Raw genomic sequence first — 24,976 nt, 5'->3', positions numbered from 1 at the left:
ACGCTCAGTAACGCCATGTCGATCACTCCAGTGCCCCCGCTGAAACCACAGGGGATGATTGAAACATGGGTCAATTCTCAGTGATATTTTCCCGCAATCCCGGGTCAGCTCTCAATGCAAATCAACAGCGCCAAGCAACTGACGGGGTGTCAGCCCAACTATAAAACGGATCAAACACTGAATTGTTCCGCCGCCTCGCAACAGTCAACGCCCCTCAACTTTGTCGTTGTCCCTTGCCGGCTCCAAGCCAGGCGCTGCAAATAGGTTTAGGGAGGATTAAAACTCTGCGCAGTATTGCCTCCACTTTGGACCTTGTGGGAACCGGCAACGCGTCTTCATTGCATTACCGGAATGCTCACGCGGTTTCAACGCGGTTTCGTCCGCCGCTTTTCGCGCGATAGAGTGCTTTGTCCGAAGCCTTCATGACGGCATCAATGTGATACACACTTACGCACAGGACTGCCACGCTGGCGTTTACCGTTACACTGATTCTGTCGTTTCTTAACTTGTGTTCCGCTGAAGCGATCTGGGATCGGATCCGTTCGGCATAATCGACGGCTGTGCTCAGCGGCGTGTTGGGCAGAAGAAGATAAGGTATATGCCAACTATATCCTCCAGACCTACCAGCGTCGAAATGTCGGTAGCACTCTCTTCGGAAAAGTTGTCGATGACCTTGAGGAAACCGGCCGAATAGGATTGATCCTTCTTGCCTTAGGCAACAATCCCAATCGCGGTTTCTACGAACATCAAGGCGGCAGGCAACTCCCTGCTGAACCTCTGACGCACGGGTCTGTGACCGTGGATCAGGTCGCGTACGTTTGGGATGGCAGGCCACACTTTCGGGAGGAGAGAGCGATGGCACTCACCAGCAAAATTGGTCCGCATGATCGCCGATGACCTGACCAATTCTCCGTTGAGAAGAAGCGTATAGCGCAGAGTTTCGGGACGGAGCTTGGGGACATTCATCATGTTGGGAGCTCGGGACGAATGTTGGAATGCATCGCGCGTAAACGGAGCGCTTCGACAATTGGGGGTGTCGGTGGCTCGGAAGATCAGATGATCCGGCCGCGCTTGGCGAGAAGGGCAGCTGCCGCTGCCAGGCGATCCTGTAATTCCTTTGCCTCACGGGCTACGCGCAGCCGAAGGGTTTTCGCGTCGCGATCCTGCAAAGCGGAATCATGCTCTACAACGGCATGGATTCGGGCCGTATACTGCGATTGAGCATTGCCGAAGGCAATCTCCGCCTGCTGGCGGGATTTGCTATATGTCTGTGTCATTTTGGTCCTGGAGTGGGGCGCGCTCAGCGCGCGATAATAAAAAAGGCCAGGCAATTTGCCTGACCTTGCTTGATATCATGCTCTCGGCAGTGCCAGTACATCCGTGGTCAAAGGAAAGCAGATATCAGTTAAGCAGCCTGCAGGTTACAAGCAGACATTTTGCCCGACTTGTTGTCGCGCTCAAGATCGTACCCGAGCTTCTGGCCTTCGACGATTTCACGCATTCCGGCGCGCTCAACAGCGGAAATGTGAACGAAAGCATCAGCGCCGCCGTTGTCAGGCTGAATGAAGCCGAAGCCTTTTGTGGAATTAAACCATTTAACTGTGCCAGTGGTCATAATGAACCCTTTCATAGCATATTGAATGACCGCAACGCGAAACGCTGCGGATGACGGTTGCGATTTTTGAAAGGAAAGTTCGTTCAGGGCGCGGTGCCAAACGCGCGGTAACCAAAGCTCAGCAAGCAAATATCGATGTCACAGGAGTACAGAGAAGCCGCACGATTGTCAACCTTTGGGTTTCGATATGTTGGCGTCCGCTTGCGAGATTCCAGAGCGGACGGCATAAAAACACAATTGCAACCCCGTTTCGGCAGACCCATCCAGGAACCATGACAACAATCTTAACAGCCGCATTCCGCCACCCTATAAAGCTTGCTCCAAGCGACATCGACATGATGGTCACGTAAACAATGCCATCGTGCCTTTTCTGGGCGCAGCAGGCCGTCGTGCACGATTGGCAGCACGCATCTCCCATAGAGGCGCTAACCCGGCTGCTTTGGGTCGCTCTCAAGCATGAGAGTATCTATCGCATGCCCCCTCTACATTGAGGACAGGGTTGAGGCACTGGTCACAGCGACGGGAACGCGGGTCGTGTGAGGCATTCACGCCCTCGTTCAGATGGCGGAGACGATCTGGCGGCAGAAGTACGCCCTTCGTAGGGTTGCGTCGACACGGTTACCCGACGAACCGGTCGGATCGCTGGGGATATCGCGTGCGTATTTCTGCCAGCATAGGCTTGGCAATAGGCAAATTATGGGATCGGGCGCAAAAAAGTAACGAAGAGACTCAAACGAGGCGAGAGTGGCGATCATCGCATTGGCCGCATTCTTTAGGCTGGTGCCAATCAATCAACCATCACCAGGAAAGCCGGCTCCGCAAGCACTTGATGAGTCAGCTGGACAGTGATGGAAAATTTTCTATGGGTTCTGATCCTTATAGGCGGTTCCATTCTCTTGGGCGCTGACAGTGCCGCTGCAATGCAGCTGCGTCGCGTAAGGCCAACTGACTCGCAGATGCGCAATCGGACGAATAGCCGCCGAGACACCAACAGATGTTTCTAGGACACGCGGCTTCTCCATTGGCTCACCGACGCTCAGCTTGCCGCGTTCAAGGCTGCGTCTTCCCGACGCCCGTTCTCGCCCAGCGCTATCGCGGATCAGGCTAAGGGCACACAATTCCTCGACAAATCACAGAAATCCGGTTGCTAAAATAGTGGACAGTGCAAACTCCCGGCAGTGAGCCAGGTAGGCTACTTCGTGTAATCCCACCAGAGCAGAAACGCTCTTCCAGAGCCAGTCTGCCCCACCATTTCCACGTAGGCTCGGAGCATTCAACGTTTTGAGCCAGTCGTTGCGTTGTTTCGCAGTTAACTGCCGCGCATGACTTTTCCCGATTATGAAGGCTAAATAACCAGCAATATCGGTCGCTTCATCTCGGGTAAGCTTGTCTATTTGTATTTTGAGGTCTTGAGGGCGTAACTCTCTCACAAAAACCGCCTTCCTCAATAGGGACGTGCTTAGCATTCGATCCCCCAAATATGGGGAAAGATGCCTGGCACCCTCTACAACCCGATCCGCATGACTTTTGCCGCTCTGGCAATGAACTGTTTGAGGTGCGTTCGGTGCAACAGCTTCCTTGATATCAATAAGGCAAAAGTGACGATTTTTACCTTTTCCTACCTTCACCAGTGCGGCTACCCTCAACAACCCCAGGGAACTGCAACCTTTTCGCCAATACGCCGCGTCCAACAGTTCGATGGCGTCATCGTCTGGCCGTGAACTGATCAGGGTAACCAGTTTCCGCAAATCCTCTCCTTCGAACATAAGCGCGAGCGCGGTACGTTCGTCTTCTGACAGTGGCCAAAACCTTGGCCCTAAGGGTAATACCCGTTGTTTGCCTTCCATTTGATCTGAGACCAAATTCTTCCAGGTTCGACGAGATGCCTGATGCATTATCTTTGCTATTGCGTCAGGCCTAAAGGATACTTTGCTGGAGCGCGGCAAAAAGGCAGTTTGGTAATCGTCCAGAATTCGGGCCAACATAACCGTGGTGGTAACGCCGGACAAATCTGAACCGCGGGCGGCCATTACGAAAGACAGAGCAAGGCGAATTATATCATAAGCGGCATTGCCAATGACCGTTTGATCGAAGTCGCGTATCAAGATTGCCAAGTCACCATTTTTGCTGACCGTCGGTCCCAGGTTGCCATAGTGACAATCGCCGCAAATCCAGATGGGTGGGCTCTTCGGCAGTTGATTATCTTTGAGGTTCCGGAGCCAATTATAGAAAGACAATGTGCTGCCTCTAACGTAACTCTCGGCGGAAACAGCCATCTTTTTTTCCTGGATACGTTTCAGACATTCTGACCGTTCTGTTGGTTGAACAGCGGAATCCATTTGAGACATGGCAAAAATATTCCTCTCTCTATTCCCGCCAATAACCTGCATGTAGCAACTATGTTCCAATGGGAGCGAGCCGCGTGCGAAAGGTTTCTATCAATTGAACTGATATTGCCCCGCCAAGCCGTGAAAGTTCCGATTTTAGTTCGGCCAACAGTGTGCCGGAGCACTCTCTCTCTCACCATATAATGAAAACCCAACCTCGGAATAAAAGGCGTGCTGCATCATTTAAAACGCGGTAAAAGGAGCGTTCCAGGGCCGCGAGCCAATTGGAAAGTATACCTCCAAGTCGCAGTGTTATCGTGCCTTTCGCGCGGCAGCAAAACTGCTTTAGCGTCCCTATCGTAAAAACAGTGAAATTTTTAAATATCCTACGGCGCGTTCATTTAGATTGCTCTTAACCATCTCATTTTACGTATATTCGACGCTTCGGACCCCTGGATAAGGTGGTGACGCCTTTAATCGACGCAGGTCCGCAGCCTCTGGTTAGGCCAGTCGTTAGAAGACGTACCACACAATGCTTTGCTCGGGACACAGTTTCGTGATCAGGCGCGGCAGAATTTACCACGTCTCTCTCCTGTAATTTTTAATTATAACAGATGCAAAGCCCATAAAGTTCCGAGTGACAGATCGCCGGGCAAATTTATCATGCATTCATGAGGGCAGTGCCTGAAGATGAGCTTGGTTCCATATCTGGCCCTCCAAACAACCGGTCGGCACCAGATTTCATCGGAACCAATTTCATCTCGCGGGGTTAATTTATTGGACCGCGCTGATTTTCGCGACGTTACAAGCCGCTATTCCAAAACCGTTCAGGAGGATGAAATGGGATTTTTCTCAAAAGACATCAAATCGATGGACGATCTATTCGTGCATACGCTGCGCGATATATACTATGCGGAAAACCAGATCGTCAAAGCCCTGCCGAAGATGGTGGACAAGGTATCAAACATGGAGCTCAAAAAGGGCTTTGAAAAACACTTGCAAGAGACCAAGGGGCACATAGAGCGCCTGGAACAGGTTTTTGAAATGCATGGAATAGAAATCAGCGGCGTCAATTGCCCTGCCATCGATGGCATTTTGGAAGAGGCCGATGATGTAAGTGGCGAAATCGACGACAAGCGCGTTTTGGACGCAGCGCTGATTGCTTCGGCGCAAGCGGTAGAGCATTATGAAATTACGCGTTATGGCACATTGATAGCATGGGCGAAGCAGTTGGGACGCGACGATTGCGCAGGCCTGCTAGACCTGAATCTCCAGGAGGAAATCAGAACAGACAGAGCCCTAACGGGAGTGGCCGAATCCCATGTAAACGCCGCTGCAAACTAAAGGGGGGCGGGGCGACGTTTCGCTGCAGAACGTCGTCTCCCTTTTCCTTGGAAACCGCTGAGGAGAGGTTTTATGAATATTATCGATGCGATTGTGATTCCTTCAATTATTATCAAAAACAGATATGATGTTGAATTTGTCGCAGACACCGGTAATCGGGTTTCGGTGCAGATTGACGATAGTGAAAACGCTCCATATGACGAATTGAAAATCATTCAGAGCGCGGTGGATCTGTTGCAGCAAACGTCTTCTGTCGAAGGAACAGCCATAGCATTTTCAGGACGAGCGGCCCGTATTCTCGAACCGATGGATGCACATCAAGCGGACCATACTCCGAGCCGGCCTACGGGTCCGACACCGCCGAAAAATCCCTTGGTCGACGATGCCGATGAAGAGGCTATTATTATACGTGTGAAGGGAGAAGGTATGATTGATCCCTAGCAGTACTTCCTACGGGTTTTTTTTGATACGAATTACTATGGGAACAAGCGCCTTTCTCTCGCGTTTATGGCGAATGAAAAACATACATTTTCCGGTCGTTAGCGTAGGCAACCCTAAAATGCCAAGACATATTACCTCAATGACGGAAGCCGCCGCCTTTTTACTGAATGATTGGCCGGCTGCCCGTGGTCCCAAGCACGCCCGTGCCCGCATCGCGTGTGTTGATGCAATTGAAGGCAGGTTGTCCGGGTATAAGGCGCGGGCATTTTTCATTGATGCTGCCAAAGAGGCCCACATTTTTTTGAGTGCCGCAGCATGGTTTTTTCCCAATACCGACAGGTAAAATGGACTTCATGGTTCATCTGGAGTGAGCGGCTGTCTCTCCATGCTTTGACTGTTTTTCCATTGGATTAATTGCTATTTACCGCGTAACTGTGGGCGACGTCAGCGGCTAACTCCCCATGTGATCGACATAAAGGTCACCGACAAAGGAGGTTCCAATGAAACGGTTTTTAATCGCGCTCGGCGCCCTTTCTATCCTTTCTGCTGCTCACGCTCAAGAAGCACCCAAGGCATCTTCTGATTCCCAGACGCCTGCAATCGGAACTCCCGATGCCGCCAATCCTGCGGCCCCTGTTGTGGGCAAGAACAGTTTTACCGAAGGCCAGGCGAAAAAACGCTTTGAAGCTAGAGGTTATTCAGATGTGACATCGCTCAATAAGGGCCACGATGGAATCTGGGTAGAGTCTGCTATGAAAGATGGCAAGCCAGTCGCAGTGAAACTCGATTACCAGGGAAATATCACCGAGGCGAGTAAGTAGAATTGATCAAACTCACGTCAAAAGGAGATACCCCATGAAAACGATTACAGGACTTTATGACAGCTACGAGGACGCACGCTCAGTCGTCGGCGAACTGGAAAATGCTGGCATTCCTTCGTCCGATATCAGCATTGTCGGCCGTGAAGGTGAAACCACGGAAACCTACGCAGGCGAGGGCGCCGCAACAGGAGCCGGCGTGGGTGCCGTAGTCGGCGGTACCGGCGGTCTGCTCGCAGGACTGGGGCTATTCGCCATTCCAGGTGTCGGCCCGGTGGTTGCTGCAGGATGGCTTGCCGCAACGGCAGCAGGCATTGCGGCCGGTGCAACAGCAGGCGTGCTGCAGGCGGGATCATTGGTTCGCTGACGAGGGCTGGCATTTCGCATGATAATGCGCATGTTTATACGCGGGGCTGCGCACTCGTCTCAGTCCACACATAAGATGCCCAGGCTGATTTGGCCCGGTCGATTATCAATAGTTCGATGAATCACGTCCTGAGTATAGTGAAGAACAGGCCGCGAGGGAACGCGACAGACTTCGCAATACGCGCAATCTCAGGCCTTAACAACTCACGCAATGAAACGAAGGAGCTCGCCCGATGTGGGCGGGCACTTTTTCTTTGTCGCTTTTGACGTTTGGAGACACAATTGCCGTTGCAAACAGATCTCTCATGTATCGGGAAACTTTCAAACTCGCCGCTCAAGGAGGCGCATCAACCCGGTCTCTGCGGCATAGAGCCCTTTGCGCAAGGGCTCGCGGCACAAGGCAGGCTTAAGAGTATCACTGAGAAAGGCATCGGTGACCAAAGGGTGGACATAACTCGAGCGCGCCACGGCGGGTGTGTTTCTGAGAAATTTGCTGACATCCCGCATCGCAGATGCGATGGCGCGCTTTTTTGCAGATTCAGTCTTCGCTTCAATCTTGACTAAGAATTCGAGTGCGCGCGCAGAACCATGAAATGTGCGAAAATCCTTTGCGCTGATTTTGGAACCTGACACGTCACGTAAGTAATTATTCAGGTCCGAGGCGCGAAGAGGTTGCCAGCAATGCTCCTTCTTGTACTGGAACAGGCGGCCGCGTCACGAAAGTGCTTTCAAACGCGTCACCAGACGCTTGTCCTTGATGGTAACCTCATTTTTCTTTTTTGATTTACCGGCAAAAATGAAACTCGCAACGTTGCCTTCAATTTTGAGGTCGCTCTTCTTTAAAGTGGCAATCCCCCGTCCACCATCTTTGGCATATTTTTCGTGACCCGCTCGAAAGACCTTCACATCAATCAATCTAACGGCAAGTGCTGCAATCGATTTGTTAGTTTGACCCCCTCGTGCTATCTCGCGCGATACTCTTTTCCGGATTCTTGGGAGTGCATTGCCAAAGGTGAGAAGGCGATCGGTCTTGATTTTATCTCTGACCGCCACCCATTCTGGATGATAGATATATTGCTGTCGTCCAAGTGCATCCCGCCCTACGACCTGGATATGGCCGTTATCATCGCTGCAACAAAAAACGTTTGTCCATGCCGGTGGAATCACCAGGGATTCCAATCGATCTCGAATAGATTTCGAGACCGGCTTCTTGCCATTCATGTAACTGGCAGCATCTTTTTTAATTTTACGCTCAATTGTAAATGATTCAGGATCAACAGGTTTCAATCCTATGGCAGCTGCGTGATCCTTGTATTCGGACTGCATGATTTTTCCCTTATAATCGTTGCAGCAAAACGATTACAGGCTGCTCTTGTTCCCCTGGTTTTCGGCGTAACTCGCGAATTCAGCGGCGTGGCGGCCCCGCCGAAATTCTCAGAAAAGCCAAAAATGAATCACCTCAGCGCCCGTTTCAGAAACTCAGTCTTTAGGAATTTGTAAACTGCGCATAGGACTTCCGCATCGCTTCGTCAGAACTGGTAACTTAGTACCAGATGGCAAAGAGATATGAGGGTTGGAAATCTGATTTTGTTTGTATATCCCGATATTCATCGCCGATCGTGTGGAGCGGAAACGGCCTGAGTCAGTGCGTCTGATAAATTTAAACGATCATTCCCACCCGGATTACGCCAGAAATCTTCAGGAAAGAAGAAAGTAGAAAACCCTCCACGCACCCAGGTGCGTGGAGGGTTTTGTAACTTTGTTCTTGCGGATTGTTCTACTGGTTCGCTGTCCGCATGTTCGAGCGATAAAGCTCTTCCTCATCGTCCCGTTGTCTACCACCCAAAGCGGCAGCCACACATGCGATAAATGCTCCGATCAGCAGAGAAAATGCTCCCATAAAGGCGGTCGTTGCCCCCACTTTGCGTGCCTTGTCAGCAGCTTCCTTGGCCGAGGTTTTTGCAGTCTCGATACGAGACAAAATCGCATCCACACGCGCTTTCGCGTCTGCTTCTGACAATCCGCTACGTGCAGTAACGACCTGATCAAGATAAGCGCGATCCTCACTAGGGAGAGTTCCTGTCGCGGCCGCGTTGAGGAGAATGCGTGATACCTGCGATGTCACAGATTCAGATCCTTCAGCGCTACCGGCCCGTATTGCTGCTGGCCTCAAAAGGCTGTCAACGTAATAGGACGGGGATGTATCGGTGGAGGCTTTGGCCGCACCTGTGGTTGCCGCGCTCGTTGCTCCCGATGTGACTGTCGCTACGGTCTTAATACCGCCACTTATGGTTGAGGTTATTGCCGAACCAAGGATTGCTACGACGAACAAAGTCGACAACGCCCAGGCCATAAAACCATGTGCAGTATCGCGAAAATACACCTCGTCATTGTGGACACCGGACCATTTGGTCCTCAAGCGCCCTGTTAGATAACCACCAACACCAGACGAAATCCACTGAATAACAATAAGGCCGATCGCCGTGGATACCGCAAATGATGTCGCCGACGCTCCTTCAGAGGACCAGGGAGAAACCATCGTCAGTCCAAACCCTGATCCCAACAAAGTAAGGAGTATGGTGATCGACACAGCAGCGACAGCTCCGGCAATGATCGGTCCCCAGCTGACAGCACTTATACTTGATTCAGTGCCGGCACTTATTCCAGTATTCAATTCGGTGAGGGACATATCGCTCTCCTATCGCATGAACAGAAAGAGGATAAGAATGATTGGAAGTGGAACTCCAAGTAGCCAAAGAAGAATGCCGCGTCCCATAGAAACCTCCTGTACTGATCCAAGCTTCAAACAAAAGGAGCAGAAATTCTTCTCCTTTTGTTGGTATATAAAGTCTGAAGGGGTGCAATTTGTTCCATGCGATGCCCATGAGCCGCTTCAAGGATTTGATAGGCGTGAACTCTGACCCTCTATTCTTTTCGTGAGCAATCTGTCGAAGCGCTTTTTGCCCGATGCCGGGAACCATCACTCCTTTGTGTCGTTGATGACCCGTTCGTTGCATAAAGCGACGATAAAAATGGAGAATGGATATGACAGACAAAACACTGGATAAACTTTTCCACGAAACACTGAAGGACGTATATTACGCCGAGCGGAAAATCTTGAAGGCTCTTCCCAAAATGGCAAAGGGCGCCGTTACGCCCGAACTTAAGGCAGCGTTCGAAAAGCATCGGGATGAAACAGAAATGCACGTCGAGCGGTTGCAGCAGGTGTTCGAAATTCTCGGAAAACGTGCTCAGGGAAAAACCTGCGAAGCAATTGAAGGGATTCTTGCTGAAGGCGAGGAAATTCTCGATGAGTTCAAGGACGAACCCGCGCTGGATGCCGGCCTGGTTTCGTCCGCACAGGCAGTCGAACACTATGAAATTGCACGATATGGCACGCTTGCCAGGTGGGCTGACGAATTGGGCATGAAGGACGCCGTGGCTCTTCTGGTCCAAACCTTGGAAGAAGAAAAAGCAACCGATGCTGCACTGACGAAGCTTGCAGAAGGCGGTGTTAATCGCAAGGCGCAGCAGGCCGCGGCATAAAGCTCGCGCTGGCTGAGGAGGTCATACTATGCAGATTCTTGACACGCGCATTACTCCCCGCACTGCAGGAATGGGAACTTATTTGGTGGAGTTTCTGGGTGAGGGCGGTCAGGCTATTAGGGTTACATTGCATGATAACCGGTCTGATTTCGATCCCGATGGTCTGATTGTTAAAGCTAAGGCAGTCATGGTTCAGGTGGCAAATGTACCGGCCGAAGGTGAGAGTACATCGCAGCGCCATATGGGGGGCGTCCCGAAGACCTGGCAGTTTTAGATAAACAGTTGGATGACGGACTGGAGCAGAGTTCTCGCGGGAGAGATCCGGTTTCTGTGACGTCTACTGCTGTCCAGGGTCAGCCAAAAGACCAGAACCGTTGAATTTCCGCTGGCACAGGGAACCGATTGACTGCAGTAAGGTTTCTGTATGCTGGGTTTTTTCAGCTGACCATAGGAGGAAACAATGCCAAAAACAGAGAGCAAATCAGCCGCGAAGGGTGGGGCAAAAACGTCAGACAACAAATCGGCTAAAAGCAGTTCAACCGCTAGCAGCGCTGACAAATCGCCAAAATCAGGACAAAGCGGTAAAAGCCGCTAACTTGTCTGGAGGTGTAAGGGGTGGTCAAACAGACCACCCCTTTGTCGTGATCAGAGATCGAGAGTTTTAACACATCGGATGCGAACGTCATCTGTTGGCATCATAGTTTGTTTGCCGTACGCTGGATAGAAGGGCAAGATCAGCGATATCCTTTGCCACAGTAAGCGCCGGCCGTCTCAATCCGTGGGAGATCTCGTATTCGCATCCATTTATGGAGACACTGATCAGAAACAGATCAGTTTCTGAATTAGTCGTTCGTTCAATCAGACGCAGGTACAAGCCATTTATCTCATCTGGCCGAATGATTACAGACTGAGGTCGCCGGTCTTTTGTGACAGGGAGCTAGATGAGATTGTCGACTGGAGGTTTTTGGATTTTCCGCGCCATGCCCCTGCTGCCTATCGCCTTTCCGTTTTTTAATGAGCCACTACAAAAAAGAAGTAATTCCCATGCCAATGACAGCAGTACCCATCACTGCAGTGGCAAGCCATCCGACCCATTGTAAGGGTCCCCTTACAGTATTCTCCTTCATGATATCTTTTCTTGCTGTCATCAACATCATCATGACCATCACTGGTACTGAAACTACACCATTAATCACCGCACTCCAAAACAGAGCCTTGATGGGATCTATGGGGGAAAAATCGACGGCCGTGCCGATGAGAGTAGCCGCAGCAAGAGTTGCGTAAAATGCCTTGGCTTCCAGAGGCTTTCGGGCCAAACCGACTGGCCAACGTCTTGCTTCGCCCAGCGCATAGGCTGCGGAACCAGCCAGAACCGGGATAGCCAAAAGCCCGGTACCAATGATACCCAATGCGAAGATTGCAAAGGCAAATTCACCCGCGATCGGCTTTAGTGCTTCGGCAGCCTGTGCAGACGTTTCAATGTCGGTTTGACCTGCGGCGTGCAATGTAGCCGCTGTGGTTACCATAATAGCCAGGGCGACCAGACTGGAAAAACCCATGCCAACATATGTATCAATACGAATACGCCTGATTGCCCCTTTGGCCTGATCCGGGGCTTTTATCAAAGGTTGGCGCGTGGGACGGGTCTTCTCATCCTCGACCTCTTGGGAGGCTTGCCAAAAGAAGAGGTAAGGACTGATGGTGGTTCCCAGGATGGCCACGACTGTTGTCCAGAATGCCTTATCCGATGACAGTGTTGGGATAAAAAATCCGCGGGCTAGCTCCCCGTACGGTATTTGGACAAAGATCACCGTGCCAAAATAGGCGAACAGCGAAAAAGTCAACCATTTCAATACCGAGACATATTGCGTGTATTGGAGAAATATTTGAAGAAAAGTACTGACAATGGCAAAGGCGATCACGTAGAGCCAAACCTTGCCGCCAATCAAAAGAGCCACAGCTTCCCCCATTGCACCAAGATCTGCACCAATATTGATCGCATTGGCGATAAACAGCAGTGCAACGATAACGGGTAGAATCCAGGGTGGATAATAGGTTCGCAAATTCGTTGCAATCCCGTTGCCCGTCGTTCGGCCTATGCGGGCGCTGATTTCCTGAATGGCTGCCATCAGGGGATAGCTGAACAGCATCGTCCATGTGATGGCGAACCCCAGCTGAGCACCGGCTTGTGAATAGGTCGCAATGCCGCTTGGATCATCATCGGCAGCGCCAGTTATGAGACCAGGCCCTAACACCGCGAGCAGTCGGGGCTTGGAAGTTCCTACCACTGGATCTTTTTCAGGATCGGGTGTGTTATCCATGACGCTTTTCCTCCCGTTATGAAGCACAAGTGCAAAGAAACGAAGAGAAAGGTCATTCGTTCCGTCGTACCGGGATCAGATTTCCCGGATGACGAAATCTGAAAACAGGACGACGCCGACGATCATGTCAGGATTTTTTTCATTATAGATGCGGATGATCCAGTTTGATCTGTCAAATCCTTCAAGAATCCCATCCACCATCAACTCCTTGGCGGTTCGAACTGCTTCGCTTTGCGCTGTGGCATCATCAGCAAGCTCTATTTCAGAGACGATGTCTGACTTCAGGTCCTCATGGAACTCAAATTTATAGAGGGGCATTTGCAATCCTATCCATAGGCAGTCATTTTCAGACAGTGGCAACTGACATGACCTTAAACGGCGCAATGAACGAACAGTTCCTCAGAGTCTCGAAGTAGGCAGTATGGTGGGATAGTATAGTTCACCGATTGATCTCTAACCAAACAGGTGCGTGGACACTCGCGTGCGCCCATCCACGTGCGGCTCTGTCCACGTTTGCCTGTTTCAGGCGACTTGCGATGGCGGGACTTACCAGGAAATGATCAATCCGCAGTCCCGAACGGCCGAAAGCATTTCGGAAATATATCCAGAACGTGAAAATTCGTTCATCAGGATTGCGTCAATCCAGCCTTGAGTGATTAATTCCTGGAAGGCCGATCGCACTTCGGGGCGAAACAGTGCATCATGCCGCCATCGCTCCGGTGCATACACATCCCGATCCTTGAGTATGACGTTATAATCGCCGGTGAGTATGGTCGGCAGATCAAGTGCCAATAATTCGGCGGCGTAGGCGGGAGACGGTGAAACCAACTGAGTTTAAAGTCAAATTTTGGGCCCCGGGCAGGGTTGCCATTGGTGAGATAGACGCAGCCGATGACTACTCCACCATCGATGGCCGCCTCGATATAGCGACTGTGTTTATCGTCGGCATCACCGGGTAAGCCGCGACGGGTTGCAATAGGAACCATGTCGCGGGCAAGAATGGCAAGGCCATTCCAGCTTTTTTGTCCATGCCAGTTTGCGCCAAATCTCGCCCGCTCAAGCGCGCTTTCCGGAAAGTTTTCGTTGGGAGCTTTCAGTTCCTGCAGGCACACAACGTCTGGCTCGCACTGTGCGAGCCATCCAAGCAGAACCGTGCTGCCAAATTGTTGGGCCTGCCGCTCATTTGGATCAGGCGCTACGCTTGCACAGAACGAGCAGATTGATTTTGCTCTACTCGATGTGAATTTGAAGCAAGCCACAAGTTTTCCGGTCGCTAACTTTTTGCGAGAGAGGCAAATTCCGTTTATGTTTCCGACCGGTGATCCATCGTCGATTACAACGGAATATGCCGATATCTCCGTGCTGGATAAACCTGTGTCGCACCTTCAGCTTCAAATTTTTCTAGCGATACGTCGATATCGCGTTATGAATTCTGCTCGACGGTGGAAAGCGGAATGGATACATGGATGGTCACACCATCTGGTTTCCAACTGCGATCGATCCGGCCGCACAACTGGCTTTCGATAATGGCCTTTTCAAGCGTGGCACCAAAACCCCGATGATCGGTTGGATCGGAGATTGCTGGCCCACCACTTTCAATCCATTCCAAACTTAGATCATTATCATCGTCGCAAATATTAATACGAAGATGGCCATCTGGCGTAGACAGTGCGCCATATTTCGCCGCGTTGGTTGCGAACTCATGCAACACAAGTGAAAGTCCGGTAAGTGCACTACTTTGAATAGTGATGTTATCTCCCGAGATTTCTATCCGAGTGAGATCAGCGAGGTCGCGATACGGAGCAAGCATGGCTTCCAGCAACTGATGGAGCGACGTAGAAGCCGGGGCTTCCAGATGTTCGTCACTAAGATTAGGCAGGGTCATAATATGGGCCGTGGCGAGCGCCGCCAGCCGTTCCCGGATGGATGCGACCAGACTTTCTATAGAGGAGGCGTTGCGGCCACTCAACGCAACGACGCCGCTGGCCACAGCGAAGAGGTTTTTAACTCGGTGATTCATTTCCCGTAAGAGCAGATTTTGACGTTCATGCGCTTTTCGTCGTTCAGTGACATCGCGAGCGATTTTGGAAGCACCATATACCTTACCGGTCGCGTCCCGAAGAGGCGATACTGACAGGGATATATCAACAAAGGAGCCATCTTTGCGTTTACGAATCGTCTCGTAATGATCAATGCGCTCGCCGTTGCGCAGTCTTCGCAAAATACTGGGCTCTTCATCGACCATCTCTTCTGGTATGAGAGTTGTAACATTCATCCCGACGGCTTCGACCTCGGTATAACCGAACAGCTTTTCCGCACCCCGATTCCAGCTTGTAATAATACCGTCCAAGGTCTTGGTCAAAATCGCGTCATCCGAGGACTCGACAATGGCCGCAAGCCTTTGTGCTGCTTGTTCACTATTGCGTCGCTCCGAAAGCTCTAAGCGTGCAGACAGCAGCAGACGGGCATTGTCGATTGCGACCGCAGCCTGGGCTGCGATAGCAGCGACGATTGTTTCCACTTCAGGGGTAAAAATGTCGGGCCGATCATGCCCAAAGAACAGGCCCCCATGAACTTCTCCAGTACGGGAAATAACGGGAACGGCGAGATAACTTACGAGCGGAGGGTGTCCTTTCGACGTACCCATGCCCTGTGTGCTTTTTCCATAGCGAGGATCGCTGCGGACATCATTGGAGCGGATGATCGAAATGTCCCGGAATATCGGATCAAATAGCGCGGGGTTGCGAGGCAGATCCAATTTCTCAAATGTCTCTTGGGGGATTCCCGACAGTGAGTAGGGAGAATAGCTTTCGCCCTCTTCGCTCGGCGCGTTATAAAAGGCCCCAAACTGAGCCCCTGTAAGGTCGGTAGCAACTTCGGTCACAGTCTGAATGATCCGATCAAGATCGAGATCACTGGAAATCACCTTGGAAATCCTGTTCAGGGTTTCCATTCGCTGCTTTTGCCGGATTAATGTTTCCTCTGCCTGTTTACGGGAGCTGATATCCACAAGCAAGTTTATGGCGCCAGTTAATGTGCCGTATTCATCAAAGAGTGGGGTCGGAAAGGGTAAAAATGGCACACGCGATCCATCCGGTCGTTCGGCAATGGCCTCGACGCCACGGACCGGTCGTTGAAGCTTTAATGCGAGCGCCATGGGACATTCGGCATGCGGAAGGGGTGTGCCGTCGGGCCAGAAGATTTTCCAGGATCCGCAAAACTCTGATTTTCCAAGCTCAGGACGTTGCCCCCAAAGCTCCGCAGCGGCTTCGTTGAAGAAAGTGATCCTGCCGGACGCGTCCGTTACGTAAATGGCGGCCGGCAGACACTCCAAAAGATAATCAGGGGTAAAGCTATCCCAAGGAAGCGTATTGCCTGCATTCTCCATCAAGATTTCTATTTTATTGGAAGCTAAATCCTTGCCGTTCATGTTGGTCTTGACTCCCAATAAAGCCGCACGGAACAGAAACAGAAAAATACAATGCTACCATTTTTATGATCGTCAAGAAAAAGTTTGCCTTGCGGATCAGTGAGCTCATTTCCACCGCTGGAGCAATGGTTGTGGATTGAGCTGTGGAATTGAGATCGTCCCTGAAGCTCAATGAATGATGATATTAACACCACCGATCGTACAGGAGATCTGTGTTGGCTGCTAAAGGACGGCTTTTGCGCCGAGGAGCGCCAAGCGGGCACTCGCGGAGCGAGACGTTCGAAGACGGCGGCTTCTGTCGTCGAGCTTCCGGTTTTCATCGCCCGGCAGCTTTGCGTGTCCCTGGAACGCCCACCGTCGGCGAAGGGATGGATCCACGAGATTAAATTCGATGGCTATCGCATTCAGATGCGCGTGCTGGGTGGCGACGTCACATTGAAGACCCGCAACCGTCTCGACTGGACGGCCAAATATTCGGCGATCGCGCGCACTGGCACCAGGCTGCCCGATGCCATCATCGACGGCGAGATCTGCGCACTCGACGAAAGCGGCGCGCCGGACTTCGCCGCGCTCCAGGAAGCGCTTTCGGAAGGCAAGACTGATGCGCTCGTCTATTTCGCCTTCGACCTTCTGGTCGAGGATGACGAAGATTTGCGGCCTCTACCGCTAACCAAGCGCAAGGAGCGATTGCAGCAACTCTTGGCAGATGCTGGCGATGACACCCGTTTACGCTTCGTCGAGCATTTCGAGACCGGCGGCGAGGCGGTTCTGCGTTCGGCTTGCCGCTTGTCGCTGGAAGGCATCGGATCGAGCGACAGGTCGGGTTCCCTTGAATCGCGTTCGCGCAGCGGACGGGACGGAAGCGCTGGCTCTGATGTCGCCAGCGGTGAAACTGCCGGTTTCCCGGATCGCCTGGTATCAGTTCCTAGCGCTTGCCCCGACGGTTTTCACTTTCGACGGACTTTCGCAGAGCATCCATGATATTGATGACACTATTCGGCGTGGCTTTCGGTTCAGACGATTTCCCCCTCGCCGGACGCTTCGACTTCTTCCGCTTGGCCTCGATGATTTCGAACAGCTTATCCTGCACCGGATCGGAAACCAGCTTGCTGTCCCAATGACTGGTTTGTTTATTGATCAGCTGCCGGATGAGCGGCATGACTTCCGAATCGGAGGGTTTATCGTCGATCGCCAAAATAGGCATTCTCGTCGCGAACCTCGTCGCCGTAGCGCAGGGTCCATAGCACGATGCCCTTGCCGCGCGTTTCGAGCATCACCGCGCGTTCGCGCCGCGAGATCACCAGGCGCGAAATTCCCACCATGTCTTCCTCGGCCATTGCATCACGGATTGCCGAGAACGCCTCCTGGCCGACCGGATCGTCCGGCGACAGAAAACAGGGCGTGTCGAGCCATATCCCTTCGATGGAATCGCGCGGGGGAGAAGATGTCGATATCGATGGTCTTGGGACTGTCGAGCGCCACGTTTTCCAGTTCCTCGTCTTCAAGGATCACGTAGTCGTTCTCGCCCCGCTGATAGCCTTTCACCTCGTCGTCTTCCTTGACTTCCTTGCCGGTGATGGCGTCGACGTAGTGACTGACGACGCGGTTGTCCCAATTTCAATCATGACAGTCAGCGTTTGCTGATGTTTTGGATGCTTGAACAGTGCCGGGTGTTCAAGCGGGTTGGCATTTCGTCGCCAGAAATCGCCCGGTTTCTGATGATTTCCGATATGTCAAAGCAGCAAAAGACCATGGGCGAGCCGCTGCGCGGACAGCTCTATGCGCTGCGCGCACCAAGCCTGCCAAAGCGCAGGCTTGTCCCATTCGGGTGACGATCTTCTCGCTGCCGGCATAAACGCTGCAGCATGACTTTCCTTCATAGCGCCAGGCGAGACCTTGTCCTGTCCCAGTACCTTCCAGATCCTGTGCAGTACAGGCCCCGACGCACAAACACCTGCTGAGATTGGCCTGAAGAAACCGACCAGCTCGGTCCGCTATCCAAGCGGCCGATAGGGTGATGGCTGCCGCCATGATTGTATTTGCGAAGGAGAAGGGGACAAAAGAGGCTCGGCCTCTTTCCCCTCACAAGCAGAAAACCGGCATTCCCCAATCTTCCTCTCTGCGCTTTGCTCCGCTCGTGCAGACCTGCGGCCGTTCCGGCCTTGTCCTCGCCAGCGCTCGGATGGGGATACCCCTTGCCGGTTTTCAGCTTGCCACCCCGTATCTCCGGTCTCGGCGACGCCAGAAGGGCAGGCGAGGGCCTTCCCTTCAGCCTGACAAAGAAACCCAACCCCGCCGGAACGGCAACAGGCCGACCGGCAACCAAGACAGGAAAGACAAATGAACATGAAATCCTTGAACCTTCTTTTCGCTGCCGCCGTCATTTCTGCAGGCGCACTTGCCCTTCCGATGACCGCTCACGCCGAAGCAAACAATGATGGCGACGGCGGTGCCGGAACACGCGGCGAATGGCGCGCGGAAACATTCCCGGTTGACGAGAGCAAGGGACCATTTGCCAATGCGCCCCTGACGGCTGAGCAGCTCGAGAATTGGCGCGCCGGGGCCGCCGCCTCGGTTGCATCCGTGAAATCGGTCGCAAAGTAGACCGCGATTGACAGCAAGACCGGACTGGAGCGTGCGCGCTCCGGTCCGGGCATCGCCCACTTATCCCATTCACAAAACCAGCAACAATCCTCAGCCGGGCAGGGCTCTTGCCTGCGCACCGAAACATTCCGTTTTCGGAAATCATGGAGATGGAAATGACCGTATATGCACATACTGCCCGATTTGATGCCGCCCGCGCCATGACCGACGATGAATTGCGCAAGGCAGCACCGTCGATCTTTGCAACCGCTGCCCATGAAAGCCGGTCAGACCGCTTTCAGCCGATTCCGACCATCGATATTCTGCGCGCATTGCAAGCAGAAGGTTTCATGCCGGTTGGCGCGCGCCAGTCTGGCACCCGCGATCCGGGCAAGGCACCCTTCACCAAGCACCTGATCCGCCTGCGCCGCATCGATGACGGCAAGGTCTATCGTGTCGGTGATACGGTCTGCGAAATCCTTCTCAAAAACGCCAATGATGGCACAAGCGCCTATGACCTGATGGCCGGTTTGTTTCGTATCCGCTGCGAGAATTCACTCGTGGCGCAGACCGGCACCATCGACAGCGTGAAGGTCCGCCATAGCGGCGATGTTGGCGCCAAAGTCATCGAAGGGACTTACCGGGTATTGCAGGAAGCAGAAGCGACGCTCGCAGCGCCGCAGGACTGGAGCACGGTCAAGCTTGCACCCGCCGAACAGATGGCATTCGCGGAAAGTGCGCACATCATCCGTTTCGGCATTGCCGAGGATGGCGAGGCCGCAACGCCGATCCAGCCGAAACAACTTCTGAACCCGCGCCGCTATGACGACAAGGCAAACGATCTTTGGACCGTCTTCAATGTGGTTCAGGAAAACGCCATTCGGGGCGGTCTGCGCGGACCGTTCCGCGATGCCGAGGGCAATCGAATTCGCCGGGTGCGAACCCGCGCCGTCAACGGTATCGATCAGGATATCAAGCTCAACAAAGCGCTCTGGCTGCTCAGCCAGACAATGGCCAACCTCAAAGGCGTCAAAGCCGCTGCCTGATTTTAACGGGCGGCGAGAGCCGCCCACTCGTCCACTCTTGAACGGAATAAAACAATGGGTGACCGTTGCTATCTGACACTGACACTCCACGGGCGCATCGAAACCGTGGCCGCGCTCGAACTGATTGTGCTTTCCCTGCGAACGCACGGTATGCGCAATGAAACAGTCGACGGTGACCACTGCCAAGAGTTTGCCGCTGCCTTAAGGAACGCCAGCAATCCGGCATTTTCATTCGAGGAATGTTTTGCCGATGATGTGGCACCCATTGAAGATGTTCTGCAAAGCATTTCGTTGCCCTATCGCGTCGAACATGGCGGGGGAGACGACTATCCGGCAACACGATGGTCATGGACACGCGAACAGGGGCGCGTCTTTGCAATTCAGGCGTCCGGATATGGCGATGTAGTTGAATCATCCGCCTTGCATGCCGCCCTCGGCGAGCCCGATCCGCTCGGTGCAGTCCGGACCCTCTTCGACAAGAGTGTCGTTGCCTCGGGTTTTTACCTTCCGGACTTCTCTGCCGCTCCCTCCGTTTTACATCATCTTGGTGTTCTTGAAGAGGTGGGGACATGCTGACGCTGGAAGAGTTTCGCGCAACGCGCACCAGAGTTAAGGACCTTGCACCTTATTTTGGTGTCGATCCTGACGGCAGCGCACCAACACCGGGTTACGTCTACACGCAGGATTGTTATCTCGTCATCCTCGCCGGCAGCCGGATCGAGCGCACCTATCTTGGCATTGGACCCAAGGAATGGACGACGAGCGATCTTGGCGCCCAGGAAGAACGGCTCTACTCCGGTTGGTACAGACTGGAGCATGCAGGCGAAGGCCAAGTCTCGTGAAAAAGCCAAGGCCCGCCAAATCCGTCGAAATGGCTCGCTATTCACTCATCTGGCGACTGCCGCACGTTACTTGCCCCGGCGAGCCCGTGTTGATTTCTGTCGACGTCGAACGCGGAGCCAAATGTCCGCCCGAGGTTCTGGCACTCTGGGTCCCCGGAGGCGGATACGCAGTGACATGGCAATTATTGAACCCTGCACCACCCCGGCGCTGGAGCATCGAGGCCAAAGGCCGAGTGCGTGAACTGAACCTGAAGCGACGCCTTGAAAAGAAACTGCCCCTTTTTGCCAGCATGTTCGCAGAGCAGGAACTGGCACGGCGTCCGGACTATTTCGCGGGCAAAGACACACCAATACCAGCAAAGAAAGCAAACCCGTCATGAATGCGATTATGCCCCGTGCCACCATTGAGGACATTGTGCGCTATCGCGATCAGGCCTTGTCACTCTACGAAATTGCCTATGCGAAGATCGCAGCGGCGGCCGAGGCGATAAAAGCCGCGCACGAAATGGCGCGCAACTGTCATCCTGGAACCAATAGCTACAACTATTCCGAAGCGCGAGAAGTCGAAGCCTTCCGGAATGCTGTTTGTCTGCCGGAGCGGGCGCAATATCTGCGCACCGCGCGCCGTCTCACCGATCTGGACGCATGGAGCTGGATTGTCGAGCGCACCGACCTGCAACGTCTGATGGATACACAGGCCAAGGAGCAGCTCAGCAGCCAGATGCGCTACATTCCTGATCGCGTTGACCGCGACGGCCAACTGGTCAATGAGGAAGAGATTGCCAAAGGCATGCCGCCTCTTACCGTCGATAACATCATGGCAACGCTGGAACAGTTTGCCCTTGATGCCGATACGATTTTCCGGCGCGGTATAGCCAATGCCTTTTCGAAACTGGATCGCCGCTTTCGTTCGCATGACGGTTTCAAAATCGGTTCCCGTCTGATCCTGACACGGGTGTTTGATGACAGTGGTCGTCTTTCCTATGGCAGCATACGCCACACGCTGATTGACATCGAGCGCGTCTTTGCCGTGCTGGATGGTCAAACGGAAGCTGATTTCACATCAGCGCTTTATGCCATCGACCTTGACCGGCGCGGCGTCTGGCAGCGTCAGCAAAGCGAGGTGGAAACCGAATATTTCAAAATACGCGGATTCATGAACGGCAATGCGCATCTGTGGTTTCAGCGCGCCGACCTGGTTGCGAAGGTCAACAAGCTCTTGGCCGAGTATTATGGCGAAGTCATCGGCGACGGGAGCCAAGCGGAAGAGGACCCTTTTGCCAACATCAAGAACCTGCCCGCCAAGCGGTTCGGCTTCTATCCGACGCCCGACGGCGCTTGCGACCGGGTATTCCGGAACATTTCAACGCTGCAGCGCGCGGACGCACCGCAGCTTCGCATTCTTGAGCCTTCGGCGGGCACCGGCAATCTTGCCCGCCGCTGTGTCCATTCCATCGAAGAACTGGACAATTGGTCCGGCGGCAGATCGCACTATCTGGAAAAATACCGCTTCGACAATCTCGTCGATTGCGTCGAGATCCAGCCCGCACTTGCAGAAAACTTGCAGGCTGAAGGCATCTATAACCGTGTCTACGCGAAAGACTTCCTGCAGCTGACACCCGATGTAACCGGGCTCTATGACATTGTCATCATGAACCCGCCATTCGACCGCGAGCGCGACATCGATCATGTCTTCCATGCACTGAAGTTCCTGAAGGACGACGGCTGGCTTGTGGCCATCATGTCTGCTGGAACTGAGTTCCGCGAGACGAAGAAGTCAGCAGCGTTCCGAGCGCTCATGCAGAAGATGAGCGCGCAATGGGAAGATCTTCCCGCAGGTTCGTTCTCCGCGTCCGGAACGAACGTCAACACGCTTTTCGTCAAAGTCTGGAAGAACGGCACCCGGTACGGCCGTTAGGTCGGCTGCGTGTCTCTCCGGTCGTCCCCTCCAACGGAAAAAGGCAGAACGTCATGAAACTAGAATTGCAGAGCATTCAGTACAACGCCGCTCTCAGCGATGATAGCTACGCCTACAGTGCGAAGCTCTATGCGGACGGCAAGCATGTTGCCGATGTAGCCAATCGCGGGCATGGTGGCTGCGACGAGCAACACTGGCGCGACCATAGCGCACGGCTGACTGTTGAGGCATATTTTGCAGCCCTGCCGAAACGCGATACAGGCTATCAACTCAAGGGAGAGCCGTTCATGTCTCAGCCCGATCTCGAAAGCTGGTCAAATGAACAAGTAGAACGCTTCGTGCTTCTCAAAACCATCAAAGCCGCCTGTCGCAAAAAGGTTGTCGGCATTATCGGCACCGATCAATATACGTTCAAATTCGACCCGGACAAGCTCGATACGCCTTATTCCGACGGCCAGACCGCGCGGCAACTGTTCATCAAGCGCAATCCTGGACTGACCATACTCAACGGTCTCACCGATGATGAAATGATGGAGGCGATCCGGCCGCAAAGTGGCGCCGAACAATCGCGATGACAGCAGATGTTAGCGTTTTGGTAAGCGACTCGATCTGATAAGCTAAGAGACCGATTCAAGGTTTGAGGGCAAAGCAGCAGCACCGTGCCAGCCGGTGCAATCAGGGGGATGAGCCTCCCTGGCTGAGGCATACGGCTTATGCCCTCGAACTTGGAGAAACAGACATGTGGTTTTTACCCGTGACTGTTACCTTTGAATTCAAAAGAACCCGGAGCAGCTGGACACTGTCGATCCGGGTTCGATTGATAGCCTAAGGTAAAGGTGGGGTGGGTTTTGACCTGCCCCACGCTCCAAGCTTAATATAACACTTACCGCTGAAATTCCAAGTACTGGCTGTGACCTGGCCGAAAGCCCCGGCGAGGGGAACCGTTCCTTTTCCCCTCGCGACCCCTTTCCCGGCGCTTGCCGCAATATTGAAAGCGACCTTGGTCGCTTGGCTCGCATTTCTCAAAGGCCAATGTGAATTCCGACATCGCCTGCAGCATCTCGCACGATCCGCCGTCATGTTGGTCCGGGACTTCCCTTGGCCGCGCTGCTGCATCCTTTCATTTTCGGTTGATACGATCCTGGAAAGTCCCCTGCAGGATTTTCATGCCAAGCATTTCATCAAACGGATCATTGCCATTGGAATGTATCGTCCTGCTAGTCCAGGCAGCACGAGATCGCGATGCATAGCTTGCATAAGCTGATGTTGATAGAGGTTGGGTGATAGCGGCCGCACCGTCGACTTGTCGTCGGGTATTCCGCTGGCGCCGTAGATCCGATTGCAGGTCTCCCGATGTCCTGGCACGAGCTGGTAACGAGCCCGTCATACGGGATTGCCTCTTCTGGTTTCTTTGCGTGAAATCTGATGTTGATCAGCAGGGTGGCATGGTCATACCGGTACGGCGTATTGCCGTCGTTGACCCGGATGAAATGAGGTGGGCCGAAATCACGCCGAACTGCCCTTGTTCAGGGCGGTGTCTTGAGAATGGATGACTAGAACCGGTTGTCCGGCAAGCAACGGCGGGACCGAATGATTTTCCCCTGTCCTTCCGGACATTCCTCGCGGCCGGCTGCGCCTCCAAAATCATCCGCTCAGCCTGCGGCCTCGCTTCGTCCCCGCCGTCCTCCACTCGCGTTTCGGTCGTTCCGATGCATCCCGGCCTGTTGCCGGTTCTTGAACGTATCCATCGACAACGCGAACAAAGGAGCAAACGCGATGACCGACAACCTCGTAAACTTCATCCAGATCAACGAAGACAATACCCTGGCCGGAAACATTGCCACCGTAGCCTTCGACATCGACATCACCGGCGAGAAGCTGAACAGCGACAACCCGAAGGCTCCTGTCTTCAAGCTCTTCGCCAAGACTCCCCGCGGCCGCAAGATCGAAATTGGCGGCATCTGGGAAAAGACAAGTGTCACGAAGGGCACAACCTACTACACCCTGTCCGTCAACACCGGCTACGACAAGCTCAATGCCAATCTCGGGCGCTACCCGGGCCAGGACGACACCACCCTCATGGCCGTCATCCCCTGGGATTGAGAACTGACGCGACGAAGGCCCCGCAAGGGGCCTTTTTCCATTGAAAGTGCCAACGAAACCCGAAAGGATGAGAGCCATGACCTACACCATTGAACCTTCCAAGTCCGGCGGATGGCGCGTGATAGATCCTCGTACTCGAGAAGGCTACGGCGGTGATTGCCCGACGATCGAGGAAGCTCAGAAGCGATTGAGCCAGGCCGAGGCAGACGCGGCCATGAAGCGCATGTATTGCCGCGCCGGATCCTGCTCACTCTGATCATCCAGAGATGCCCTGCA

24 protein-coding genes and 5 pseudogenes are annotated in these 24,976 nt (G+C 53.3%); 18 read left to right on the top strand and 11 right to left on the bottom strand.

Features of this window, described 5'->3' with window-relative positions; genetic code table 11:
- Positions 1-355: 355 nt before the first annotated feature.
- The 4 genes from J1W56_RS26190 to J1W56_RS23195 form a co-directional block, all read right to left on the bottom strand.
- On the bottom strand, positions 356-835 hold the full coding sequence (locus J1W56_RS26190) for a GGDEF domain-containing protein (protein ID WP_223615661.1): 480 nt from the start codon (positions 833-835) through the stop codon (positions 356-358).
- Positions 836-1,052: 217 nt separating this feature from the next.
- A complete protein-coding gene (locus J1W56_RS23205) occupies positions 1,053-1,277 on the bottom strand; it encodes a hypothetical protein (protein WP_223615652.1) in 225 nt (74 codons plus the stop codon).
- A gap of 128 nt (positions 1,278-1,405) precedes the next feature.
- On the bottom strand, positions 1,406-1,615 hold the full coding sequence (locus J1W56_RS23200) for a cold-shock protein (RefSeq protein ID WP_223615660.1): 210 nt from the start codon (positions 1,613-1,615) through the stop codon (positions 1,406-1,408).
- Between the two features lie 1,130 nt (positions 1,616-2,745).
- Complete coding sequence (locus J1W56_RS23195) at positions 2,746-3,954, bottom strand: DUF2252 family protein (protein ID WP_223615659.1); 1,209 nt, start codon at positions 3,952-3,954, stop codon at positions 2,746-2,748.
- An 828-nt stretch (positions 3,955-4,782) separates the two neighbouring features.
- On the opposite strand from J1W56_RS23195, the gene J1W56_RS23190 reads away from it, so the two are divergent.
- From J1W56_RS23190 to J1W56_RS23170, 5 genes and pseudogenes are all read left to right on the top strand, one after another.
- Entirely contained in the window at positions 4,783-5,286 is a 504-nt protein-coding gene (locus J1W56_RS23190) for a YciE/YciF ferroxidase family protein (RefSeq protein WP_223615658.1), read from the top strand.
- 72 nt (positions 5,287-5,358) lie between these two features.
- Positions 5,359-5,727 (top strand): hypothetical protein, encoded by a 369-nt coding sequence (locus J1W56_RS23185; protein WP_223615651.1) that lies wholly within the window; start codon positions 5,359-5,361, stop codon positions 5,725-5,727.
- A 118-nt stretch (positions 5,728-5,845) separates the two neighbouring features.
- Positions 5,846-6,070 (top strand): DUF982 domain-containing protein, encoded by a 225-nt coding sequence (locus J1W56_RS23180; protein ID WP_403184904.1) that lies wholly within the window; start codon positions 5,846-5,848, stop codon positions 6,068-6,070.
- Positions 6,071-6,227: 157 nt separating this feature from the next.
- The gene (locus J1W56_RS23175) at positions 6,228-6,548 is read left to right on the top strand and encodes a PepSY domain-containing protein (protein WP_223615650.1); all 321 of its coding nucleotides are present in this window, start codon (positions 6,228-6,230) and stop codon (positions 6,546-6,548) included.
- A gap of 34 nt (positions 6,549-6,582) precedes the next feature.
- Positions 6,583-6,959 (top strand): annotated as a pseudogene (locus tag J1W56_RS23170) (general stress protein); the annotation flags it as partial.
- 273 nt (positions 6,960-7,232) lie between these two features.
- On the opposite strand, the pseudogene J1W56_RS23165 reads toward J1W56_RS23170, so the two are convergent.
- A pseudogene (locus J1W56_RS23165) lies at positions 7,233-8,132 on the bottom strand (DNA topoisomerase IB).
- Between the two features lie 556 nt (positions 8,133-8,688).
- Positions 8,689-9,600, bottom strand: coding sequence for a hypothetical protein (locus tag J1W56_RS23160; RefSeq protein ID WP_223615649.1), 912 nt, complete (start codon positions 9,598-9,600; stop codon positions 8,689-8,691).
- Between the two features lie 356 nt (positions 9,601-9,956).
- On the opposite strand from J1W56_RS23160, the gene J1W56_RS23155 reads away from it, so the two are divergent.
- Positions 9,957-10,457 (top strand): YciE/YciF ferroxidase family protein, encoded by a 501-nt coding sequence (locus tag J1W56_RS23155; RefSeq protein WP_223615648.1) that lies wholly within the window; start codon positions 9,957-9,959, stop codon positions 10,455-10,457.
- Positions 10,458-10,485: 28 nt separating this feature from the next.
- Positions 10,486-10,731, top strand: a complete 246-nt coding sequence (locus tag J1W56_RS23150) for a hypothetical protein (RefSeq protein ID WP_223615647.1) — start codon at positions 10,486-10,488, stop codon at positions 10,729-10,731.
- A 748-nt stretch (positions 10,732-11,479) separates the two neighbouring features.
- Here the strand turns inward: J1W56_RS23150 and J1W56_RS23145 are convergent.
- The 4 genes and pseudogenes from J1W56_RS23145 to J1W56_RS23130 all read right to left on the bottom strand — a co-directional run bounded on the left by J1W56_RS23145 (position 11,480) and on the right by J1W56_RS23130 (position 16,208).
- The gene (locus J1W56_RS23145) at positions 11,480-12,778 is read right to left on the bottom strand and encodes an Nramp family divalent metal transporter (protein ID WP_223615646.1); all 1,299 of its coding nucleotides are present in this window, start codon (positions 12,776-12,778) and stop codon (positions 11,480-11,482) included.
- Positions 12,779-12,853: 75 nt separating this feature from the next.
- Entirely contained in the window at positions 12,854-13,096 is a 243-nt protein-coding gene (locus J1W56_RS23140) for a DUF6894 family protein (protein ID WP_223615645.1), read from the bottom strand.
- A 121-nt stretch (positions 13,097-13,217) separates the two neighbouring features.
- Positions 13,218-13,926: pseudogene (locus J1W56_RS23135) on the bottom strand (exodeoxyribonuclease III).
- 275 nt (positions 13,927-14,201) lie between these two features.
- Entirely contained in the window at positions 14,202-16,208 is a 2,007-nt protein-coding gene (locus J1W56_RS23130; protein WP_223615644.1) for a PAS domain S-box protein, read from the bottom strand.
- Between the two features lie 195 nt (positions 16,209-16,403).
- On the opposite strand from J1W56_RS23130, the pseudogene J1W56_RS23125 reads away from it, so the two are divergent.
- Positions 16,404-17,162 (top strand): annotated as a pseudogene (locus J1W56_RS23125) (ATP-dependent DNA ligase); the annotation flags it as partial.
- Here the strand turns inward: J1W56_RS23125 and ku are convergent.
- Positions 17,134-17,816 (bottom strand): annotated as a pseudogene (ku, locus tag J1W56_RS23120) (non-homologous end joining protein Ku); the annotation flags it as partial. The pseudogenes J1W56_RS23125 and ku overlap by 29 nt on opposite strands.
- A gap of 44 nt (positions 17,817-17,860) precedes the next feature.
- On the opposite strand from ku, the gene J1W56_RS23115 reads away from it, so the two are divergent.
- The 10 genes from J1W56_RS23115 to J1W56_RS23070 all read left to right on the top strand — a co-directional run bounded on the left by J1W56_RS23115 (position 17,861) and on the right by J1W56_RS23070 (position 24,956).
- A complete protein-coding gene (locus tag J1W56_RS23115) occupies positions 17,861-18,040 on the top strand; it encodes a hypothetical protein (RefSeq protein ID WP_223615643.1) in 180 nt (59 codons plus the stop codon).
- Between the two features lie 508 nt (positions 18,041-18,548).
- Positions 18,549-18,812, top strand: a complete 264-nt coding sequence (locus J1W56_RS23110; protein WP_223615642.1) for a hypothetical protein — start codon at positions 18,549-18,551, stop codon at positions 18,810-18,812.
- Positions 18,813-18,967: 155 nt separating this feature from the next.
- Positions 18,968-19,837, top strand: a complete 870-nt coding sequence (locus J1W56_RS23105; protein ID WP_223615641.1) for a DUF932 domain-containing protein — start codon at positions 18,968-18,970, stop codon at positions 19,835-19,837.
- A 54-nt stretch (positions 19,838-19,891) separates the two neighbouring features.
- A complete protein-coding gene (locus J1W56_RS23100) occupies positions 19,892-20,413 on the top strand; it encodes a hypothetical protein (RefSeq protein ID WP_223615640.1) in 522 nt (173 codons plus the stop codon).
- Positions 20,407-20,679 (top strand): hypothetical protein, encoded by a 273-nt coding sequence (locus tag J1W56_RS23095; RefSeq protein WP_223615639.1) that lies wholly within the window; start codon positions 20,407-20,409, stop codon positions 20,677-20,679. The genes J1W56_RS23100 and J1W56_RS23095 overlap by 7 nt, the downstream gene beginning before the upstream one ends.
- Entirely contained in the window at positions 20,676-21,059 is a 384-nt protein-coding gene (locus tag J1W56_RS23090) for a theronine dehydrogenase (protein WP_223615638.1), read from the top strand. The genes J1W56_RS23095 and J1W56_RS23090 overlap by 4 nt, the downstream gene beginning before the upstream one ends.
- Complete coding sequence (locus J1W56_RS23085) at positions 21,056-22,597, top strand: DUF4942 domain-containing protein (protein WP_223615637.1); 1,542 nt, start codon at positions 21,056-21,058, stop codon at positions 22,595-22,597. Before J1W56_RS23090 ends, J1W56_RS23085 begins: the two co-directional genes overlap by 4 nt.
- A 53-nt stretch (positions 22,598-22,650) precedes the next feature.
- Positions 22,651-23,172, top strand: coding sequence for a hypothetical protein (locus tag J1W56_RS23080; RefSeq protein ID WP_223615636.1), 522 nt, complete (start codon positions 22,651-22,653; stop codon positions 23,170-23,172).
- Positions 23,173-24,373: 1,201 nt separating this feature from the next.
- A complete protein-coding gene (locus J1W56_RS23075) occupies positions 24,374-24,700 on the top strand; it encodes a DUF736 family protein (protein WP_223615635.1) in 327 nt (108 codons plus the stop codon).
- A 76-nt stretch (positions 24,701-24,776) separates the two neighbouring features.
- Entirely contained in the window at positions 24,777-24,956 is a 180-nt protein-coding gene (locus J1W56_RS23070; RefSeq protein WP_223615634.1) for a hypothetical protein, read from the top strand.
- Positions 24,957-24,976: the final 20 nt, after the last annotated feature.

Origin of the sequence: Phyllobacterium calauticae, from assembly GCF_019991125.1 — a bacterium.
In the GTDB taxonomy this organism is placed as follows: Bacteria; Pseudomonadota; Alphaproteobacteria; order Rhizobiales; family Rhizobiaceae; genus Phyllobacterium; species Phyllobacterium calauticae.
This window is presented reverse-complemented; position numbering and strand designations above follow the sequence as displayed.

What these genes read in the sequence shown, in the direction of transcription:
- J1W56_RS23205 (WP_223615652.1), bottom strand. Translation starts at nt 1,277, where the DNA reads ATGACACAGACATATAGCAAATCCCGCCAGCAGGCGGAGATTGCCTTC.
- J1W56_RS23200 (WP_223615660.1), bottom strand. Translation starts at nt 1,615, where the DNA reads ATGACCACTGGCACAGTTAAATGGTTTAATTCCACAAAAGGCTTCGGC.
- J1W56_RS23195 (WP_223615659.1), bottom strand. Translation starts at nt 3,954, where the DNA reads ATGGATTCCGCTGTTCAACCAACAGAACGGTCAGAATGTCTGAAACGT.
- J1W56_RS23190 (WP_223615658.1), top strand. Translation starts at nt 4,783, where the DNA reads ATGGGATTTTTCTCAAAAGACATCAAATCGATGGACGATCTATTCGTG.
- J1W56_RS23185 (WP_223615651.1), top strand. Translation starts at nt 5,359, where the DNA reads ATGAATATTATCGATGCGATTGTGATTCCTTCAATTATTATCAAAAAC.
- J1W56_RS23180 (WP_403184904.1), top strand. Translation starts at nt 5,846, where the DNA reads ATGCCAAGACATATTACCTCAATGACGGAAGCCGCCGCCTTTTTACTG.
- J1W56_RS23175 (WP_223615650.1), top strand. Translation starts at nt 6,228, where the DNA reads ATGAAACGGTTTTTAATCGCGCTCGGCGCCCTTTCTATCCTTTCTGCT.
- J1W56_RS23160 (WP_223615649.1), bottom strand. Translation starts at nt 9,600, where the DNA reads ATGTCCCTCACCGAATTGAATACTGGAATAAGTGCCGGCACTGAATCA.
- J1W56_RS23155 (WP_223615648.1), top strand. Translation starts at nt 9,957, where the DNA reads ATGACAGACAAAACACTGGATAAACTTTTCCACGAAACACTGAAGGAC.
- J1W56_RS23150 (WP_223615647.1), top strand. Translation starts at nt 10,486, where the DNA reads ATGCAGATTCTTGACACGCGCATTACTCCCCGCACTGCAGGAATGGGA.
- J1W56_RS23145 (WP_223615646.1), bottom strand. Translation starts at nt 12,778, where the DNA reads ATGGATAACACACCCGATCCTGAAAAAGATCCAGTGGTAGGAACTTCC.
- J1W56_RS23140 (WP_223615645.1), bottom strand. Translation starts at nt 13,096, where the DNA reads ATGCCCCTCTATAAATTTGAGTTCCATGAGGACCTGAAGTCAGACATC.
- J1W56_RS23130 (WP_223615644.1), bottom strand. Translation starts at nt 16,208, where the DNA reads ATGAACGGCAAGGATTTAGCTTCCAATAAAATAGAAATCTTGATGGAG.
- J1W56_RS23115 (WP_223615643.1), top strand. Translation starts at nt 17,861, where the DNA reads ATGCTTGAACAGTGCCGGGTGTTCAAGCGGGTTGGCATTTCGTCGCCA.
- J1W56_RS23110 (WP_223615642.1), top strand. Translation starts at nt 18,549, where the DNA reads ATGAACATGAAATCCTTGAACCTTCTTTTCGCTGCCGCCGTCATTTCT.
- J1W56_RS23105 (WP_223615641.1), top strand. Translation starts at nt 18,968, where the DNA reads ATGACCGTATATGCACATACTGCCCGATTTGATGCCGCCCGCGCCATG.
- J1W56_RS23100 (WP_223615640.1), top strand. Translation starts at nt 19,892, where the DNA reads ATGGGTGACCGTTGCTATCTGACACTGACACTCCACGGGCGCATCGAA.
- J1W56_RS23095 (WP_223615639.1), top strand. Translation starts at nt 20,407, where the DNA reads ATGCTGACGCTGGAAGAGTTTCGCGCAACGCGCACCAGAGTTAAGGAC.
- J1W56_RS23085 (WP_223615637.1), top strand. Translation starts at nt 21,056, where the DNA reads ATGAATGCGATTATGCCCCGTGCCACCATTGAGGACATTGTGCGCTAT.
- J1W56_RS23080 (WP_223615636.1), top strand. Translation starts at nt 22,651, where the DNA reads ATGAAACTAGAATTGCAGAGCATTCAGTACAACGCCGCTCTCAGCGAT.
- J1W56_RS23075 (WP_223615635.1), top strand. Translation starts at nt 24,374, where the DNA reads ATGACCGACAACCTCGTAAACTTCATCCAGATCAACGAAGACAATACC.
- J1W56_RS23070 (WP_223615634.1), top strand. Translation starts at nt 24,777, where the DNA reads ATGACCTACACCATTGAACCTTCCAAGTCCGGCGGATGGCGCGTGATA.